The 16033-nt window shown below is 56.2% G+C and carries 17 protein-coding genes and 1 tRNA gene; 5 read left to right on the top strand and 13 right to left on the bottom strand.

What is annotated here, in order from left to right; translation table 11 throughout:
• Positions 1-339: 339 nt before the first annotated feature.
• The 5 genes from ACQ4W6_RS00005 to ACQ4W6_RS00025 all read right to left on the bottom strand — a co-directional run bounded on the left by ACQ4W6_RS00005 (position 340) and on the right by ACQ4W6_RS00025 (position 5116).
• Positions 340-1245: an HNH endonuclease gene (locus ACQ4W6_RS00005; RefSeq protein WP_436565166.1), complete on the bottom strand. Its 906-nt coding sequence runs from the start codon at positions 1243-1245 to the stop codon at positions 340-342.
• A gap of 233 nt (positions 1246-1478) precedes the next feature.
• Entirely contained in the window at positions 1479-3062 is a 1584-nt protein-coding gene (locus tag ACQ4W6_RS00010) for a hypothetical protein (RefSeq protein WP_436565167.1), read from the bottom strand.
• A gap of 40 nt (positions 3063-3102) precedes the next feature.
• Complete coding sequence (locus ACQ4W6_RS00015) at positions 3103-3270, bottom strand: hypothetical protein (RefSeq protein WP_436565168.1); 168 nt, start codon at positions 3268-3270, stop codon at positions 3103-3105.
• Positions 3271-3581: 311 nt separating this feature from the next.
• A complete protein-coding gene (locus tag ACQ4W6_RS00020; protein ID WP_436565169.1) occupies positions 3582-4592 on the bottom strand; it encodes a hypothetical protein in 1011 nt (336 codons plus the stop codon).
• Positions 4592-5116 (bottom strand): sigma-70 RNA polymerase sigma factor region 4 domain-containing protein, encoded by a 525-nt coding sequence (locus ACQ4W6_RS00025; protein WP_436565170.1) that lies wholly within the window; start codon positions 5114-5116, stop codon positions 4592-4594. Before ACQ4W6_RS00025 ends, ACQ4W6_RS00020 begins: the two co-directional genes overlap by 1 nt.
• A 384-nt stretch (positions 5117-5500) precedes the next feature.
• Between ACQ4W6_RS00025 and ACQ4W6_RS00030 the strand changes: the two genes are divergently transcribed.
• Positions 5501-5638 carry a hypothetical protein gene (locus tag ACQ4W6_RS00030; RefSeq protein ID WP_180977543.1) on the top strand — a complete coding sequence of 46 codons (138 nt, stop codon included), beginning with the start codon at positions 5501-5503 and terminating at the stop codon, positions 5636-5638.
• 1208 nt (positions 5639-6846) lie between these two features.
• Here the strand turns inward: ACQ4W6_RS00030 and ACQ4W6_RS00035 are convergent.
• From ACQ4W6_RS00035 to petA, 6 genes are all read right to left on the bottom strand, one after another.
• A tRNA-Thr gene (locus tag ACQ4W6_RS00035) sits at positions 6847-6922 on the bottom strand.
• 26 nt (positions 6923-6948) lie between these two features.
• On the bottom strand, positions 6949-7461 hold the full coding sequence (locus ACQ4W6_RS00040) for a ClpXP protease specificity-enhancing factor (RefSeq protein ID WP_436565171.1): 513 nt from the start codon (positions 7459-7461) through the stop codon (positions 6949-6951).
• Between the two features lie 227 nt (positions 7462-7688).
• Positions 7689-8300, bottom strand: coding sequence for a glutathione S-transferase N-terminal domain-containing protein (locus ACQ4W6_RS00045; protein WP_010394154.1), 612 nt, complete (start codon positions 8298-8300; stop codon positions 7689-7691).
• 120 nt (positions 8301-8420) lie between these two features.
• Positions 8421-9185 carry a cytochrome c1 gene (locus ACQ4W6_RS00050; RefSeq protein WP_436565172.1) on the bottom strand — a complete coding sequence of 255 codons (765 nt, stop codon included), beginning with the start codon at positions 9183-9185 and terminating at the stop codon, positions 8421-8423.
• A gap of 36 nt (positions 9186-9221) precedes the next feature.
• Positions 9222-10634, bottom strand: coding sequence for a cytochrome b (locus tag ACQ4W6_RS00055; RefSeq protein WP_436565173.1), 1413 nt, complete (start codon positions 10632-10634; stop codon positions 9222-9224).
• A gap of 2 nt (positions 10635-10636) precedes the next feature.
• Positions 10637-11245: a ubiquinol-cytochrome c reductase iron-sulfur subunit gene (petA, locus tag ACQ4W6_RS00060; protein ID WP_436565174.1), complete on the bottom strand. Its 609-nt coding sequence runs from the start codon at positions 11243-11245 to the stop codon at positions 10637-10639.
• A 412-nt stretch (positions 11246-11657) separates the two neighbouring features.
• Here petA and mscL point away from each other — a divergent pair, with 412 nt between their 5' ends.
• Genes mscL through ACQ4W6_RS00080 form a run of 4 tightly spaced genes read left to right on the top strand, consistent with a single transcriptional unit; the run spans position 11658 to position 14384 of the window.
• Positions 11658-12107 carry a large conductance mechanosensitive channel protein MscL gene (gene mscL, locus ACQ4W6_RS00065; RefSeq protein WP_436565175.1) on the top strand — a complete coding sequence of 150 codons (450 nt, stop codon included), beginning with the start codon at positions 11658-11660 and terminating at the stop codon, positions 12105-12107.
• Positions 12108-12149: 42 nt separating this feature from the next.
• Complete coding sequence (locus tag ACQ4W6_RS00070; RefSeq protein WP_436565176.1) at positions 12150-13310, top strand: Do family serine endopeptidase; 1161 nt, start codon at positions 12150-12152, stop codon at positions 13308-13310.
• 21 nt (positions 13311-13331) lie between these two features.
• On the top strand, positions 13332-14024 hold the full coding sequence (locus ACQ4W6_RS00075) for a DUF2461 domain-containing protein (protein ID WP_436565177.1): 693 nt from the start codon (positions 13332-13334) through the stop codon (positions 14022-14024).
• Positions 14025-14042: 18 nt separating this feature from the next.
• Positions 14043-14384, top strand: a complete 342-nt coding sequence (locus tag ACQ4W6_RS00080; protein WP_436565178.1) for a cupin domain-containing protein — start codon at positions 14043-14045, stop codon at positions 14382-14384.
• A 25-nt stretch (positions 14385-14409) separates the two neighbouring features.
• Here ACQ4W6_RS00080 and ACQ4W6_RS00085 read toward each other — a convergent pair whose 3' ends face one another.
• The gene (locus ACQ4W6_RS00085; RefSeq protein WP_436565179.1) at positions 14410-15462 is read right to left on the bottom strand and encodes an NAD(P)H-dependent glycerol-3-phosphate dehydrogenase; all 1053 of its coding nucleotides are present in this window, start codon (positions 15460-15462) and stop codon (positions 14410-14412) included.
• Positions 15463-15526: 64 nt separating this feature from the next.
• A complete protein-coding gene (locus ACQ4W6_RS00090; RefSeq protein WP_436565180.1) occupies positions 15527-15988 on the bottom strand; it encodes an SH3 domain-containing protein in 462 nt (153 codons plus the stop codon).
• Between the last annotated feature and the right edge of the window lie 45 nt (positions 15989-16033).

The raw sequence follows: 16033 nt of genomic DNA on the forward strand, positions 1-16033 counted from the left end.
CCCAGCTCCATGCTGAATGAAACAACTGTAAACCTCGCTTCCGCACCGGACCGGTTTCAGGTGATAAACCGGCCAAGATAGTTGTCGTCTACCGGCCAAGATAATTGTCGCTCACCAAACGTAGAACCTTCGATCCAAGCCTGAAATTGGAAGTGGTCCGGATGATCAATGAACGGGGGGTAGAGCCTCCAGTACGTCAGTGAAAGCATGAGCATCGGCCCAACCCCGACCCCGACCCGGCGCTGGCTGATGCGGTACAGTGCGGAACAAAGCGGCTATCCAAGGATCGATCACAGCACGGCTGTAGGTAGCTGGGCATCGTATCCAGCCTTTTCTGCTTTACGCAGGAATGCTCTTCGGGCCGTAGTGCTCTTCACGGTGGCAGTTCGGACAGATGGCGATGGTGTTCTCCAAGACGTCTTTGCCTTTGTGCGCAAGCTGCACAATGTGATGAACTTCAAGGTAAGGCATGCCGTTCAATCGTTTAATAAACGGCGCTGGATCTCCGCATTTCTCGCAAATACCGTTGGCTCGATGGAGCGCCTCTGCAACCACATCAGTATTGCGCACATATTCATACCGGACGACCCGGCGCTGAGGAACCTCTGATATCACCGGAGCCGCAGCGATCCTCTTTTTGCGTTCCTTCGAGCTTCGCCGCATCGAGGCCGCAAGCCGTGCTTCAAAACTGTCCTGAAATTCGTTAAATGGGCTCTCAGCGTCCAGCGTTGTGTCCGTCGAAGGATCGACCAACTTGGCAAGCTCCTCGCTATACTCGCTAATATCAGACAAGGTCGGCATCACGTAAGGATGTCGCGTTAGGTCATTAAATAACGAGGTTGAAAGATCAGCCTTGGCAAGAGGAATTTTGTTGTTCAACCAATGAACTGCGCGGCGATACGCAGTGTAGTTTTCCATATGTTCCGGCGCATAAAACGCTTCATCAAGGACCCGGCCGATGAAGTAGACCGTCACATTTTTCTGCTTTTGTGGCATCAACACTAGATCGCCAATCTGCATCGCACGCGAGAATTTCCAGAACATATTTGCGTCCAGGTCTGCGGTTGGGAAGTGGGGATATGTAAATTCCACCTTAGCTTTGATGTCAGCCTTCGTGAGACCAGAATCGAGCAGATCAGGTATGGAGCAAAGTCCATAAAAAATGCACCCATCAACAAGTCCAATATCCGATACATCTGTATCGCCATCGGGCTTTGCTTTGCAAAAGAATGCTGCTTTTGACACGGCTGATCTCTCCTCAATAAGGGGCCACATCTTACCACTTGAGGAGAAACCCATTCCCCAATGCTGCCGTGCCGCGGTGGCGCCAGATTAGGTTTGAAAAACACATTAATCCATTCGGCTATCGCTCAGCAGTGACCGCTTCTGCCGGTTATTGCTAGCGTCTTGGCCGCTGAGGCCGATCGTCGAGTTGCGGATATGAATACCTCTTGGCGTATGCGGCAACGAATCAGTCATCACATTCGGTATTGCATCGTCTTCATCATTTCGAAGGTACCTCGGAGGTTTTCAACGGTTGGTTCTCGATCGCGTAGCCAGCGCACAGATAGTCCCAAGTAATGAGCCCAATCAACTCCCTTCTTGAAGCATTTCCAGCGATCAGTCTTGGCTGCAAGCTCAATAAATTGATTGACGAGCTCATACTGCCTATTCCCCGCACAATACTTCGCTTGTTCAAACGCCAGTTCTATGTAGCCGAAGGCCGACTCGTAGTCTTGGCAGCGGTAGCGGATGCACGCCCTCAGCCAAGGCTCCATCCAGGGTAGGCAATGCGTCAGGCCACGATGGGTGATAGCGTCCACATAGCGATCAATGTCGCCATCTTTGAGCGATTGGCGCGATTGAAGGTCTATTCCTTCGAGCACCGCCTGCGGAAATCCTTCTGGCATGATGAACTCACTGTGTGCCTCGATTTGCTCCAGAATTGTGCGCACTGAGTAGTCGCCATGTTTGGCGACTAAGGCAGATACAGTGCCTTCGGGGAGCGCGGCATAATCATTCTGGCTGAGCAATCGATTCAGCTCCTTACTGATGGCGATCGCTCTGTTAGTAAACCATGACCAATACTGCTCGGATTCTACCCACCAAACTTCATCACATGTGTCTGCGGTCGTATGGATCTTGCTTAGATAGGACTTGATGTACTTGTTGAACGGTTCCAGATCGGATATTAGCCAAGCACGTTGCCGCTGAAATTGGCCGATAAGCTGCGCCAGGAAGGCCTGTCCGAAGGCATCCGATATTGCTTTGCATACATAGGTGGCCACCCTTGCCAGAAAGAGGACTACCATCATACTTTCCCTTCGCTTACTTGGAACCTCACGTCGAAAGCGTGGATCGGCGACTGTCCCAAGTCGTTCAAGTGAAGTTGAAAAATTCCAGTGGAGCGCAGGCCAAGACGGAATTCTTTTTCCGTTAAGCCAGTCGGCCGCGTTTTCTAAATTTTGTTGCTGTTCAGAATAGCGAACTGTGGCGACCTTTGCGTCTTTTTCGGGAAAATGAAACCGCGTCTGGTTAGTTTCACATACTTGATAGATCCATCTTATGGCTTTCTCCAGTGGCCACACGGTCGTCCCTTCAGCCATCGTGGGCAGATACCAATCCGGATCAACGGGAGTTTCCAGTCCTTCCTTGGCAAGGTTGTAGCGCAATAGATGCTTCTGAATTGAGAGACCTAAGCGTTGAATCGCGTAGGAACGGCAGAACCAGCGAATATTTTCCATCTCACTTAAGTAGGTGCCATCGCTCCGAATGACCAGGTGGTAGACCTCAAACAGATCAATAGCAACATCGCCGATTGCCAAATTCACCTTCGGATGGTTGATCGTCCCTGCCGAAATGTAGGCCAGGGACTGTATCAGTTCACCGCAGCGCTCCAGCAGCGCGCCTTCTTCATCGATGAGGCGTTCCAATTGTTTCTGGATGCGTTTCTTGTCTTGCTCGCTGAGACCATCGCAATCGCCACGTTTTCGCGGTAGTAAACCAGTTGCGTCAAATGCAAACTTGACGATTTTCCCGAAATTCGGAAAGGAGCAGTTCATGGGGGACTTAGGCACACCAGCATTCATAGAACTAATCTCATTATCGCTGGTTGGGGGTGAGCTGTTTGCTACGATTACCATGAACCTTGGCATTGATGGGGTTTGTGCCGGAGGTTCCCTTGTTGGGGTTGAGCGCATCCGCGCGCTGGTTTAGCTGTTGTTGGGTAAGGGATTGCTTCGGGGTTTGCTTCGGGTTTTGCTTTGCCATTTTTTGCTCCAGTTAAATTGAATAGAGCACCCATAGTAATTTTTTGCGCGGAGGTTGAAAACCGGAATTTCGGCGACGTCTTTTTGACCGAATGCCATTAGGCTGCTTTTGGCCGGTAGCGATAGCAGGAAGACTCTAACTCATCTGACAATCGTTGTCAGTTCAAGTCTGAGTTACTACAGTTAATGACCCAAGCTGCCGATTTTCGGTGATCCACTTCCATAGCCAGTGACCTCGCATGTAGCAACGGTTCCAAAGGTTTTGAGTTGGGGCACTTGGAATCGGCAGCCCGGATCAATTCGACGTCGGCATCAACATCTATCCATAAACTGTGCCTCCAGCCAGCGTTTGCAATGCAATTTTTCATCCAATTTGCGAAACTCACCTGTGATAGGTTCGAATGATGTCGCGTCCCCGCCGATGTTTTCATCAATGAATTTTTTGATGAGTTTGCCGCGTTCGCTTGGCGATAACATGTCCACTGCGTCACGTGCTGCTGTTCGCCTCTTTCGGTCGATTTCGCTGATGTCATAGCTGTCCAGCCGCTGGCGCGTTTCTTCGACCATATTCTTGGCGCTTGAGCGTGACAATATTTTTTCGACGACTGATGGCAATGGCTTTGCGCCCTCGTTTTCAAGTTGTGATACGGCGTCGCAAACCGCCTTCTCGCCATATTTTTCCACTATAGAATTGGCAAGTTTCTGGTCGAGATCGTTCCAGCAATGGACGCCAGCGATCTTGGCCCTTGGTTGTCGCTTCTTGCTACTGTTCTCATGCTTGGCTGATGAACTTGATGGCGCAGTTCTACTTTTTTTAATCTGTATACTCTCTGTACTAGAAAGCGAAATTTCGCTTTCCAGGGCGCCAGATTCGCCGTTGCCGAATGTGATTTCTGACGCTTCTGAACGTTGGAAATTGCGCTCTTCATCGGCCCACTTGGACACGATCTTAGCCAAGAGATCCAGATCGATCCGGTATTCAAGACGGCCTCCATTGCGCGAGCGCCGCTCCTGAAGCACGCCAAGTTTTTTCGCTGCTTTTCGGGCTTTCCCCTGGTGTGACCGAGTCAGGCCCGTTTCATACTCAAAACTTTGGTCGATTTCCCATCGGGGTGAAATCATCTGATTATTATCATCCCTATCTGCGAGAATTTTTTTGAACCACCAGCAACCGTTCCCAGCTTTTCTTTGAGTGTATTCAGCCTGACGCAACCATACGGCCGTCGTTGTCCCCAGTTTTCGCGCGTAGAGAGAGTCAAGCGCGATGATTATGCGAGATGGGCCGCGAGAGTCCGCATGTTTTTGATAATTACCTGACGTCATTAGCACACCTCATCAAAGAAAAGCTCAGACTGGTTCGATGTCGCGTACTGCTCACGAAATTGCTGCAGAATTTGTCGTACTCGCCGCGGGGTGACGCCAAGGGCCCGTGCAAGATCCGTAGTCGACTTTCCGCTCACAAAACTGGCGATTGACAAGGCCTTAGAACTTTTGGATTGATCTGAAGGTGGAGGGAAATCGTCGTCGTACACTGCTGGCGCCTCCAGATTAGCGATGATGCTGCGTGTACTGTCACCAAAATGTTCGTCGCTGTCGATGGAAACAGCAAACGTGTGTGCGCCCAGCTGACGGAGCATTCTTTTCTCCAGGTGGCCAAATACGAACTGGCACAGGGTGCCTTTGGCTGGGTCAAATACCGGAGCTTTTTCCAGAATTATTTCGCGTCCTTCCTGGATGATGTCGTCCGGTGCCACGCCGTGTTTTGCTGCCTTGATTTTGACTTGGGCCGTGTGTCCCCAGGGGAACGTAATAGCAAGCTGCGCTATTTCGTTGGTGCTAAAAAACATGCCATCCTCCTTGATCCAATATGCATACAGGTATGAGTAAAACGTACCCACGGTTGTGTGCGAATAGACTGCCCGGTCGCACCCGGGTACTGCATTGCATGCGGATCGACCTGATGGCTCTAGTCGTGAGCTGATCACGAAAGGTCCAGGCAGACGCAGAAGAGTTGAGGAAGGAATGGGGCGGAATAGGAATTGCCCAAGATGGCGATGCTGGGCGCGCCAGCGTTGGTGGAGCACAGGCGTATAGGTTCCTGCCCTGGTTGGCGTTGGGATTACGTTGCAGATGGTCGACCAAGATGACACATCGTGAAGATCACGAAACGTCAGGCGTATACACGAGAAGATTCAGGGATACGGTAATTACTGATATGCCAAGAGTTGCTGATGTTGAGCGTGTTCAGCCGAGCAATCGCCAAGCGTTTGCTGGAAGAAGCGTCAGAAGCTGACGATTTTGTGAACTGCTTTGTTGGTTACTTTTTACAGGGAATTGCATTTACAATATTGCCGCATGGCGACATCTAATAGTATCACTTCAATTTCTCTGTGGCAACGTCATTTTGATCGCAGCGTCTGCAGGGGGCAGGGACGGGTATCAATGCCTGAAGCTCATGATTGGAAACTTGTTGACAGGCAATATGTGTTGCTTCATGATGCTGATTCGCTCTGCGGAATGGCCAGGGATTTACTTCCTGAAAACTGAAATCTACCTCAACACACAATGCCCGCTATGGCGGGAATTGCTCTTCAAGTAACGCCAGTTTGAATGGCGCACCATTTCTATTTCGTCTCTTGACTGACCAACGAACTGCTTTCTACCTCGGTCCAGCAGAACAATGAGCGACGCATAGCAGGCGCCATCGACGTTTCACAAGCGGAGTATCGTCTCCAGCACCCGGCAAGCCTGTTTTTTTCATCCTGACGCTTCTCCTCATCAGCTTTAACTGGTCGTGTGTCGATCCAACACATGAACCAGGCCATTGGCCGGACGACGTTTGCCGTCCCCATCTCTGAATATGAAAAACCGGTGTAGCGCCACCAATGACCTGTCTCTTTTGCAGGTAGCGCGACGCGGGAGACCGCATGGCAGTTGCGCCCGGCGCCTGAAGCCGGGTGGGGGACAAGCGCCGAAAGGCGCTTGCGTATTGACTGCGCGTCAGGGGCGACGTCGATACGGAACAGTATTCTTGGGCTGGGGCCGTGCCCCGGCGTTGTCGGACATGTGCCGGACAATGTGACGCTGACCATTGAGGTTGGCCTGTTGTTCGGCGCTCAAATTTCGAGGCGATGAATGGATCAGCAACAACCGCGAGCAGTAGAACACCTGATGGCAGGTTCTCAATCTTGGCTTGGCTTTATGCCGCTTGACTTGGAACGGCGGACACATGTCGACACCGCATGTGCTGCTTACCACCTGGGGAGAAAACCGCAGACATTGCGGGTATGGGCGTCCGCCGAAAATGGACCTCTGCGACCGATTCGGGTGAACGGCCGGTTGGCCTGGCCGGTAGAGGGTATCCGGCGCGTTCTTGGTGCTTGAGAGAAGGGCGTCGCACCTGTGCATGCGATGTATTCGATAAGAGCCCTTTTGGGCTCTTTGATCGCCTATGCATGGTGCGACAGGCCGCTGGTTAATCCGGCTTGATTGATCAAGCCGGGTTACACAGGGGTTACATGGCGTCCAGAAAGCAAAAAGCCCAATCCTGAGGATTGGGCTAAGTGCTTGAATTTATTGGTGCCGACTGCCGGTTTCGAACTGGCCACCTGATGATTACAAATCAACTGCTCTACCAAATGAGCTAAGTCGGCAGAAACTGCGCGTTGCGAATTATACGCTATTTAATGCGTGTCAGGGTCGGGCGGCCGCCTTTTTTTGGTGGCTCGTCGTTGCCGGGCGTGGCGGTGTCGCGTTGATCGGGCGAGCTGGTCGGTACGGACGACAGGGTCGGTGCGCTGGAGACGGGGGCGATCACTGGCGGCGGGAGGTCGCTTGATGCGGGGCTGTCGGTCGGTTGCGCGTCCGGGTCATCGTTGCCCAGCACGGGTTCGAACGCCATGCCCTGGCCATTTTCGTTGGCGTAGATGGCCATCACGTTGTCGACCGGCACATAGATTTCGCGCGAGACGCCGCCAAAGCGGGCGTGGAAGCGGACGGCGTCGTTGTCCATCTTCAGGGCGCTGGTGGCGCCGAAGCTGATGTTGAGCACGATTTCGCCCTTTTTCACGTATTCCATCGGTACCGTGGTGCGCGAATCGACTTTGACCGCGAGATAGGGCGTGTAGCCGCTGTCGGTGCACCACTCGTAGATGGCGCGCAGCATATAAGGTTTGGTTGAGATTTCAGACATGATAGGCACTGTGAGGCGGGAGCGCCCTCGTCAAATACGAGGCGGGCGCACCGGTATTTCAATGAGACAAGGCAACTACTTAAAAATGACCGCTTGTAGTTGACCCAAGATGCCCCAGAAAGCGTAGCGAGCAAGCCCGATATTGGCCTCAGTAACGCAGCCGTATGAAGTACGGCGAGTAACGCCAGGCCAAGAGCGGGCTGCGCAGTAGCTTTATGGGGATATCTTTAACGGCGCATGACTTTCTCGGATGGCGTCAGCGCTTCGATGTAGGCAGGACGCGAGAAGATGCGTTCGGCGTATTTCATCAGCGGTGCAGCCGTCTTCGACAGTTCGATGCCGTAGTGGTCCAGGCGCCACAGCAGCGGCGCGACAGCCACGTCGAGCATCGAGAATTCGTCGCCCAGCATGTACTTGTTTTTCAGGAACAGCGGCGCCAGGGTGGTCAGGCGGTCGCGGATTTCCGCGCGTGCCTTGTCGTGGGCCTTGTCGTTGCTCTTGGCGCGTTCGCTTTCCAGCACGTGCACGTGCACGAACAGTTCTTTTTCGAAGTTGAACAGCATCAGGCGCGCGCGGGCACGCATCAGCGGATCGGCCGGCATCAGTTGCGGATGCGGGAAGCGCTCATCGATGTACTCGTTGATGATGTTCGACTCATACAGGATCAGTTCGCGTTCGACCAGGATAGGCACTTGGCCATACGGATTCATGGTCGAAATGTCTTCCGGTTTGTTGAACAGGTCGACGTCGCGCACTTCGAAGTCCATGCCTTTTTCAAACAGGACCAGGCGGCAGCGTTGCGAAAATGGGCAGGTTGTACCCGAATAGAGAACCATCATTTTTTATAGTTCCTTAGAAACAAAGGGGGTGAAGCCACGAATGGCTCACCCCAGGTCGCTTGTCCACTCGTGCGGACAACGCAGAAACAGGCACCAACCGGCCTTCGGCCGGCGCCTCACTTATTTGACTTCTTTCCAGAACGACGCATTAAGGCGCCATGCCAGCAGAGCAAAAGCCGACAGGAACAGCAGCACCCATACGCCCAGGCGCTTGCGTGTCTGCTGTACCGGTTCGGCCATCCACTCCATGTAGCCGACCAGGTCGGCTACCGCAGTGTCATACTCGATCTTGTTCAACGTGCCTGGCTTGACTTGCTCGAAGCCGACAAATTTGTGGATTTTCTTACCCGCATCATGCGGATCATTTTCTTCCACGAACTTGGCAGTCTGGATACCTTGCAATTCCCATAACACATGCGGCATGGCAACATTCGGCACGACCATATTGTTCCAGCCGGTCGGACGCGTGTCGTCTTTATAGAACGTACGCAGGTAAGTATACAGGTAGTCGCCGCCTGTGCCAGCGGAAGATGATTTCGCGCGCGAAATTACCGACAAATCGGGCGGTACCACGCCAAAGAATGTCTTGGCGTCTTGCGGCGCCAAGGCAGTTGTCATCAGGTCGCCGACTTTATCACCTGTAAACAACAAGTTTTCCCTGATCTGGTCTTCCGTCAAGCCCAGGTCTCGCAGGCGGTTGTAGCGCATCGACACGGCAGAGTGGCAATTAAGGCAATGGTTGACGAACAATTTGGCGCCATGTTGCAGCGCTGCCATGTTGGTCTGGCGATCGGGCGCCTTGTCCAGCGGGAAGCCGCCTTCGCTGGCGAGAGCCATGGCGGGCACGAGTGCCAGGATGGCGAGCAGTTTTTTTGCAATCTTCATATGATGTATGTCCTGTGAGCGTGGCGTGGGATCGGCTTAGTGCGGGTGAAACGTCACACGCGACGGCACGGTCTTGAACTTGCCCATTGCACTCCACCATGGCATCAGCAGGAAAAAGCTGAAGTAAATCAGGGTGCACACTTGCGACACGATGGTCTTGGTATCCGTTGGCGCCTGGGTACCGAGGTAGCCCAGGATCAGGAACGACAGGCCGAAGATGGCATAGATGTATTTGTGCCAGGTCGGACGGTAACGGATGGATTTCACCGGCGAATGGTCGAGCCATGGCAGGAATGCCAGGATCACCACGGAACCGCCGAAGAACACCACGCCCCAGAATTTCGCGTCGAGCACCTGCGGCAGCATGCCGACGATGGCCAGCAGCGCGATCACGGCGATGGCCGTCTTGACTTTCAGCGACAGGCGCGACTTGAGCCAGATGAACACCACGTAGGCGGCCACGGCAGCCATCAGCACGTACATGAAGTCGGCCGTGGTGGCGCGCAGCACCGAGTAGAACGGCGTGAAATACCAGGTTGGCGCGATGTGCAGCGGGGTCTTCAGCGAATCGCCTGGCAGGAAATTGTTGTATTCCAGGAAATAACCGCCCATTTCCGGCGCAAAGAACACCACGGCGCTGAAAATGACCAGGAAGATCGACACGCCAAACAGATCATGCACGGTGTAATACGGGTGCGACGGGATGGAATCGACGGGGTGGCCATCGGCGCCCAGGTTTTCCTTCACTTCGATGCCGTCCGGATTGCTCGAGCCGACTTCATGCAGGGCGATCAAGTGTGCTGCAACCAGGCCCAGCAGTACCAGCGGGATGGCGATCACGTGGAAGGCGAAGAAGCGGTTCAGGGTAGCGTCGGAGACCACATAGTCGCCGCGGATCCACAGCGACAGGTCAGGGCCGATGAAGGGAATGGCGCCAAACAGGTTGACGATCACTTGGGCGCCCCAGTACGACATCTGGCCCCATGGCAACAAATAGCCGAAGAACGCTTCGGCCATCAGGCACAGGAAGATGGCGAAACCGAACAGCCAGATCAGTTCGCGTGGCTTGCGGTAGGAGCCGTACAGCAGGCCGCGCGTCATGTGCAGGTAGACGATGATGAAGAAGGCCGATGCGCCCGTCGAGTGCATGTAGCGCACCAGCCAGCCCCACGGCACTTCGCGCATGATGTACTCGACGGAATTGAAGGCCAGGGCCGCATCCGGCTTGTAGTGCATGGTCAGGAAGATGCCGGTGACGATCTGCAAGACCAGCACCAGCATGGCCAGCGAGCCAAAGATGTACCAGAAATTGAAGTTTTTCGGGGCGTAGTACTTGCCCCACTGGTCGTTCCACAGTTTCGTCAGGGGAAAGCGGTCATCCACCCAGCCCAGCGCCTTTTCGGCGGCGGGGGCATTTTCAGGAAATTTTGTTTCTTTGAAAGCAGCCATGATCAAGCCTCGCCTTTCGCGTCTTTGCCTATCAGCAGTTTGGTGTCGCTCAAATACATATGGCGCGGCACTTGCAGGTTGTCCGGCGCAGGCTTGTTCTTGAACACGCGGCCAGCCATGTCGAAGGTGGAGCCGTGGCAAGGACACAGAAAGCCGCCTTCCCAGTCATCGGGCAGGGAAGGTTGCGGGCCAGGGGCAAATTTCGAGGAAGGGGAGCAGCCCAGGTGGGTGCAGATGCCGACGGCGATGAGAATTTCAGGCTTGATGGAGCGCCATTCGTTCATGCAATATTCGGGCGTGAACTCGGCGGGGTTGCGTTGGGAATCGGCGTCGGCGACTTTGCCGTCGGTTTTCTTGAGCGAGGCGACCATTTCCGGGGTGCGCTTCAGAATCCAGACCGGCTTGCCGCGCCATTCGACGGTGCGCATTTCGCCCGGTTGCAAGGTGGTGATGTCTACTTCGACCGGCGCGCCAGCCGCTTTCGCGCGCTCCGACGGCTGGAAGGTGCTTACCAAGGCTCCCGCGGTTGCCAATCCAACTACACTGCCCGCCGCGCACGTGGCGACGAGCAAGCCGCGACGGCCTGAATCGACCTGCTTTTCGTTACTCATGCAAACCCCAATCAGTCAAAATGCGAATCTTTATTATGAGTGGCAGCCGCGAAAAACCCGTCGCCGAAGCTCTATCCCACCGTTTGCCGCAACCCGCATCTTTGTACGGTAAAGTGACAACATCCCTGCGGAACTTCGGACTATGGCGCAGCCCGTGCCAGTTTCTTGTTGATTATCCGGAAGCAAAAAAGCCACTTCTGGCAACCGCAAATTATAAGTGAAGCAAACAACGAATAGAACAAAAACGTTGCTTGTACCATAATTTATATACTTTTGCAGGAGGTGGCTAGTTCTTTCGAACTAGATCCGCAGTGCTGTGCAAGAATGAGCGCTGCAGGCAAGCGCAAGTTGGTGATGATGGGAATCAATAGTATGATCGTCATGTTTTATAGACATCCGAAGGAGAAAATTCATGGCAATGATGCAAGAATTCAAAGAATTTGCAATGAAGGGCAACGTCGTCGATCTGGCGGTCGGTGTCATTATCGGTGGCGCCTTCGGCAAGATTGTCGATTCCCTGGTGCAAGACGTGATCATGCCGCCCATCGGCCGCATTTTCGGTGGCCTCGATTTCGCCAACTACTATTTGCCCCTGAATGGCCAAGCCACCAGCCTGACCCTGGTGGAAGCGAAAAAAGCGGGCGCCGTTTTGGCCTACGGTAACTTCCTCACCATTTTGCTCAATTTCGTCATTCTCGCCTTCATCATCTTTCAGATGGTGCGCCTGATGAACAAGGCCCGCCGCAACCAGCCGGTAGCGCCGGTAGCTGCGCCGGCCACGCCGGAAGACATCGTCTTGCTGCGTGAAATCCGTGACTCGCTGCAGAAGAACGGACAGCAAAGCAACGATCTGGCAAAATAAGTCTTACCGGCAACGGGCCGGCTGACCTGGGTAGAGAACTCTATGCGACGCTTTTGGTTGTTGTTTGCGCAAACCGTGACCATCGCGCTAGCGCTGTACTTTGTGTATGGCGCGCTGCGCCCGGCTAGCCGGGTGCAGCAGCTGGGTTCTCCGGCCAAGCCGGTGCCCGTGGTGGAAACGGCGTCGAGCAGCCTAGCGCCCGGTTCCTACCGCGATGCCGCGGCGCGCGCCATGCCCGCCGTGGTCAACATCCTGACCATGCAGATACCCAAGCGCGGCGCCCACCCGCTGGCACGCGATCCCTTCTTCAAACGCTTCTTCGGCGAGCGCGACCCGGGCGCCGACGACGATGAAGCGCTGAAAAACAGCCTCGGTTCGGGCGTCATCGTCAGCCATGAAGGCTATGTCCTCACCAACAACCACGTCGTCGAAGGCGCCGACGAAATCGAAGTCGTACTGACGGATGGGCGCAAGGCGCCGGCCAAGATAGTGGGCCTGGATCCGGAAACGGACCTGGCGGTGATCAAGGTCAACCTCGATAAACTGCCCACCATCGTGCTGGGCCAGTCAGAACTGGCGCGCGTGGGCGACGTGGTGCTGGCCATCGGCAACCCGTTCGGCGTGGGCCAGACGGTGACCATGGGCATCATCTCGGCGCTGGGGCGCAACAATTTGCACATCAACAGTTTCGAAAACTTCATCCAGACGGATGCGGCGATCAACTTCGGCAATTCGGGCGGCGCCCTGGTCGATACGCGCGGCAATTTGATCGGCATCAACACGGCCATCTATTCGCAAAGCGGCGGCTCGGTGGGCATCGGCTTCGCCATTCCCGTCTCGACGGCCAAGACCGTGATGGAAGCCATCATCAAGGATGGCCACGTGGTGCGCGGCTGGATCGGCGTGGAAACGCAGGACATCACGCCCGAGCTGGCGCAAAGCTTCGGCTTGCAGCGCTCAAGCGGCGCCATCATCGCCGGCGTGGTGCGCAACGGGCCGGCCGACAAGGCCGGTATCGTGCCCGGTGACATCCTGCTGGCCGTCGATGGCAAGCCCATCGGCGACACCACGGAAATGCTCAATCTGATCGCCCAACTGCCGCCCGGTGGAAAAGCTAAAATGACGGTGCTGCGCAAGAATCGCGAAGCGGCGCTCGACGTGGTGGTGGGCAAACGCCCCATCCCGAAAGAGCTTTCCAAATAGTTGCTGATCGGAAGCTGACACATGCATGTGCGTGATTTGACCCAATTTTTACGTGAACTGAGCGATAACAATAACCGTCCCTGGTTTGTCATGAACAAGCCCCGCTACGACATCCTGCGCGAGGAATTCCTCGCGCTGGTGACGTCACTCATTGGCGAACTCGGCAAGTTTGACCCGGCCGTGAAGTACTGCAATCCGAAGAAGGCCTTGTTCCGCATCAACCGCGACGTACGTTTTGCGCACGACAAGAGCCCGTACAAGACGCGTTTTTCGGCCGCCATCGCGCCGAACGACATGCGCCGTCCCAGCAAGGCGGGCGGCCCCACCTATTATCTGCAGATCGACGGCCAGGGCAATCTGCTGTTTGGCGCCGGCGAATACATGCCGCCGCCCGGCCGTCTGAAGGCGCTGCGCGAACATATGCTCAACGACGCGCCAGGTTTTTCCAAAGTGCTGAAAAATAAGCGCTTGAAGGCGCGCTTTGGCACTATCCAGAACGAGGGCAAGTTGCAGCGCCCGCCCAAGGGTTTCGCGCTTGACGCCGAACATATCGAATTCATCAAGCTGAAAAGCTTTTTTGTCTGGACCGAAGTGCCACTGCCTGTGAATGCGCCGGAACAATTGCTGCCGGCGCTGGTCGAAGGCTTGAAGGACGCATGGCCGCTGGTCGAGTGGATGCGTGGCGCGCGGGAACCGGAAGCGGCGGCAGCCTGATTTAACGGGGAGCAGAAGATGGCATTACCACACGCAACATCGGGCCAGGTGATCGACGTGAAGGGGGAAGCTGGCGAAGATATGTCGCAGTTTTCCGCCATCGCGCTGGCCAAGACGGACGAACTGGAATTGATCCGCATGTGCATGCCCAAGGGCAAGATCATGCCCGAGCATCATGTGCTGGGAGAAATTACGCTGCTGTGCCTGCAAGGGCAGGTGGCGGTGGAGGCGCATGGCGGCGTGCAAGTGCTGGGGCCGGGGCAAATGCTGTACCTGCTCGGTGGCCAGGCGCATGCCCTGGAAGCGCGTGAAGACAGTTTGTTACTGCTGACCATACTTATGGCCAAAGCGGGCCGCTAAGCCTGCTGGCTGGAGTGCGCCTGGCTCAGGTCGCTTCATCGCGCGGATCGCGCGCCAGCAATTGCTGCACCATCACTTGCGGCAGATCGCCATCGAACAGCACGCCGGCGACGGCGTTGGTGATGGGCATCTCGACGCCCATGCGGCGCGCCAGTTCGCGCACGGCCCTGGCGCAGGGCACGCCTTCGGCCACATGACCGAGTTCGGCCACGATGGTGGCCAGCGCCTTGCCTTGCGCCAGCCCCAGCCCGACTCTGCGGTTGCGTGACAGGTCGCCGGTGCAGGTGAGGATCAAGTCGCCCATGCCCGTCAAGCCCATGAAGGTTTCTGTCTGGCCGCCCAATGCCGTGCCCAGGCGCGTGATTTCCGCCAGGCCCCGCGTGATCAGCGCGGCGCGCGCGTTCAGGCCAAGGCCCAGGCCGTCGGCCACGCCGGTGGCAATGGCCAGCACGTTTTTCACGGCGCCGCCCACTTCCACGCCCACCAGATCGTCGCTGGCATACACGCGGATGTTGCCGCCATGCAAGGCCGAGACGACCTTGGCGCGCAGTGGTGCGCTGTGCGAGGCGATGGTCAGCGCGCACGGCAAGCCGCGCGCCACTTCCTGCGCGAACGAGGGGCCGGACAGGGCGCCGCCGGCCACCGTACCGCCCAGCACTTCCTGCACGATCTGGTGCGGCAGCATGCCCGTGCCGCCTTCAAAACCTTTACATAGCCATACCAGGTTGGCGATGGCCTTGTCTTTCAATTGCTGCAGCATGGGCCGCAAGCCCGCCACGGGGCAGGCGGCGATCAGCAGGCCGTGTGCGCCGCTGGCATGTGCCACGGCGGCGTCGAAATCGGCGCTGATCGCCAGTTGCGGCGGCAGGGCAAAGCCGGGTAAATAACTGTTTTCGCCGCTGGCGGCCATGGCGGCCATGGCATCGCTGTTGCGGCCCCACAACAGCACGTCGTGGCGGCCCGCCAGGGCCATGGCCACGGCCGTGCCCCAGGCGCCGGCGCCCAGCACGGTGATCTGGCGCGCAACGGCCCTGGCGGCGGGGGTGGTAGCGGGAATGACTTCAGGGGAAACTTGCATGCAACCTCAACGGGGCAGGGAAACGGGTGCGGCGGACGACGGCAAAGTGCGGCGGGTGTGGTGATTACAGGCCCCACACTTCGCTGGTCTTGACGTAGCCGCTCTGGCCATCCTTGTGGCGCACCTTGAGCCAGCCGGAGCTGGGCTGTTCGCTCATTTCCAGCAGCACGCCCTTGTCGACCAGGATAAGGGCCGAGGCATTGTCGTCGGGGCTGGCGCGCACCTTGAGGTTGGCGGCACGCGCCACGACGTTGCGCTTGGCGGACAGGCCTTTCGCTTCGGTCCAGGCCATTTCGCCGCTGGCGTCGCGTACCTTGACCCATTCGCCGTAGCTGAGCACTACTTCCAGCGGCATGCCGCGTGGCGCCACGTACAGCTTGCCGCCCTTGGCGGACGGTGCGTCATACAGGATGACGGGGGCTGCGCCCACCGTCTTGAAATCGACGGCGTGGCTGGCGGCGGTCGCCAGCATCAGCACGGCGCCGGCCATCCAGCGGAACTTGCTCAAGAGCGCACTTTTCAACATGATATTTTTTGAACCTTAACGAAACACGGCGGCCAGGCCGCCGTG

Source organism: Janthinobacterium woesei, from assembly GCF_051380875.1.
GTDB lineage: Bacteria > Pseudomonadota > Gammaproteobacteria > Burkholderiales > Burkholderiaceae_D > Janthinobacterium.

Bases quoted from the DNA above. Each gene is read 5' to 3' on its own strand.
- ACQ4W6_RS00010 (WP_436565167.1), bottom strand. From the start codon at position 3,062: ATGAACTGCTCCTTTCCGAATTTCGGGAAAATCGTCAAGTTTGCATTT.
- ACQ4W6_RS00015 (WP_436565168.1), bottom strand. From the start codon at position 3,270: ATGGCAAAGCAAAACCCGAAGCAAACCCCGAAGCAATCCCTTACCCAA.
- ACQ4W6_RS00020 (WP_436565169.1), bottom strand. From the start codon at position 4,592: ATGACGTCAGGTAATTATCAAAAACATGCGGACTCTCGCGGCCCATCT.
- ACQ4W6_RS00025 (WP_436565170.1), bottom strand. From the start codon at position 5,116: ATGTTTTTTAGCACCAACGAAATAGCGCAGCTTGCTATTACGTTCCCC.
- ACQ4W6_RS00030 (WP_180977543.1), top strand. From the start codon at position 5,501: ATGTTGAGCGTGTTCAGCCGAGCAATCGCCAAGCGTTTGCTGGAAGAA.
- ACQ4W6_RS00040 (WP_436565171.1), bottom strand. From the start codon at position 7,461: ATGTCTGAAATCTCAACCAAACCTTATATGCTGCGCGCCATCTACGAG.
- ACQ4W6_RS00045 (WP_010394154.1), bottom strand. From the start codon at position 8,300: ATGATGGTTCTCTATTCGGGTACAACCTGCCCATTTTCGCAACGCTGC.
- ACQ4W6_RS00050 (WP_436565172.1), bottom strand. From the start codon at position 9,185: ATGAAGATTGCAAAAAAACTGCTCGCCATCCTGGCACTCGTGCCCGCC.
- ACQ4W6_RS00055 (WP_436565173.1), bottom strand. From the start codon at position 10,634: ATGGCTGCTTTCAAAGAAACAAAATTTCCTGAAAATGCCCCCGCCGCC.
- petA (WP_436565174.1), bottom strand. From the start codon at position 11,245: ATGAGTAACGAAAAGCAGGTCGATTCAGGCCGTCGCGGCTTGCTCGTC.
- mscL (WP_436565175.1), top strand. From the start codon at position 11,658: ATGGCAATGATGCAAGAATTCAAAGAATTTGCAATGAAGGGCAACGTC.
- ACQ4W6_RS00070 (WP_436565176.1), top strand. From the start codon at position 12,150: ATGCGACGCTTTTGGTTGTTGTTTGCGCAAACCGTGACCATCGCGCTA.
- ACQ4W6_RS00075 (WP_436565177.1), top strand. From the start codon at position 13,332: ATGCATGTGCGTGATTTGACCCAATTTTTACGTGAACTGAGCGATAAC.
- ACQ4W6_RS00080 (WP_436565178.1), top strand. From the start codon at position 14,043: ATGGCATTACCACACGCAACATCGGGCCAGGTGATCGACGTGAAGGGG.
- ACQ4W6_RS00085 (WP_436565179.1), bottom strand. From the start codon at position 15,462: ATGCAAGTTTCCCCTGAAGTCATTCCCGCTACCACCCCCGCCGCCAGG.
- ACQ4W6_RS00090 (WP_436565180.1), bottom strand. From the start codon at position 15,988: ATGTTGAAAAGTGCGCTCTTGAGCAAGTTCCGCTGGATGGCCGGCGCC.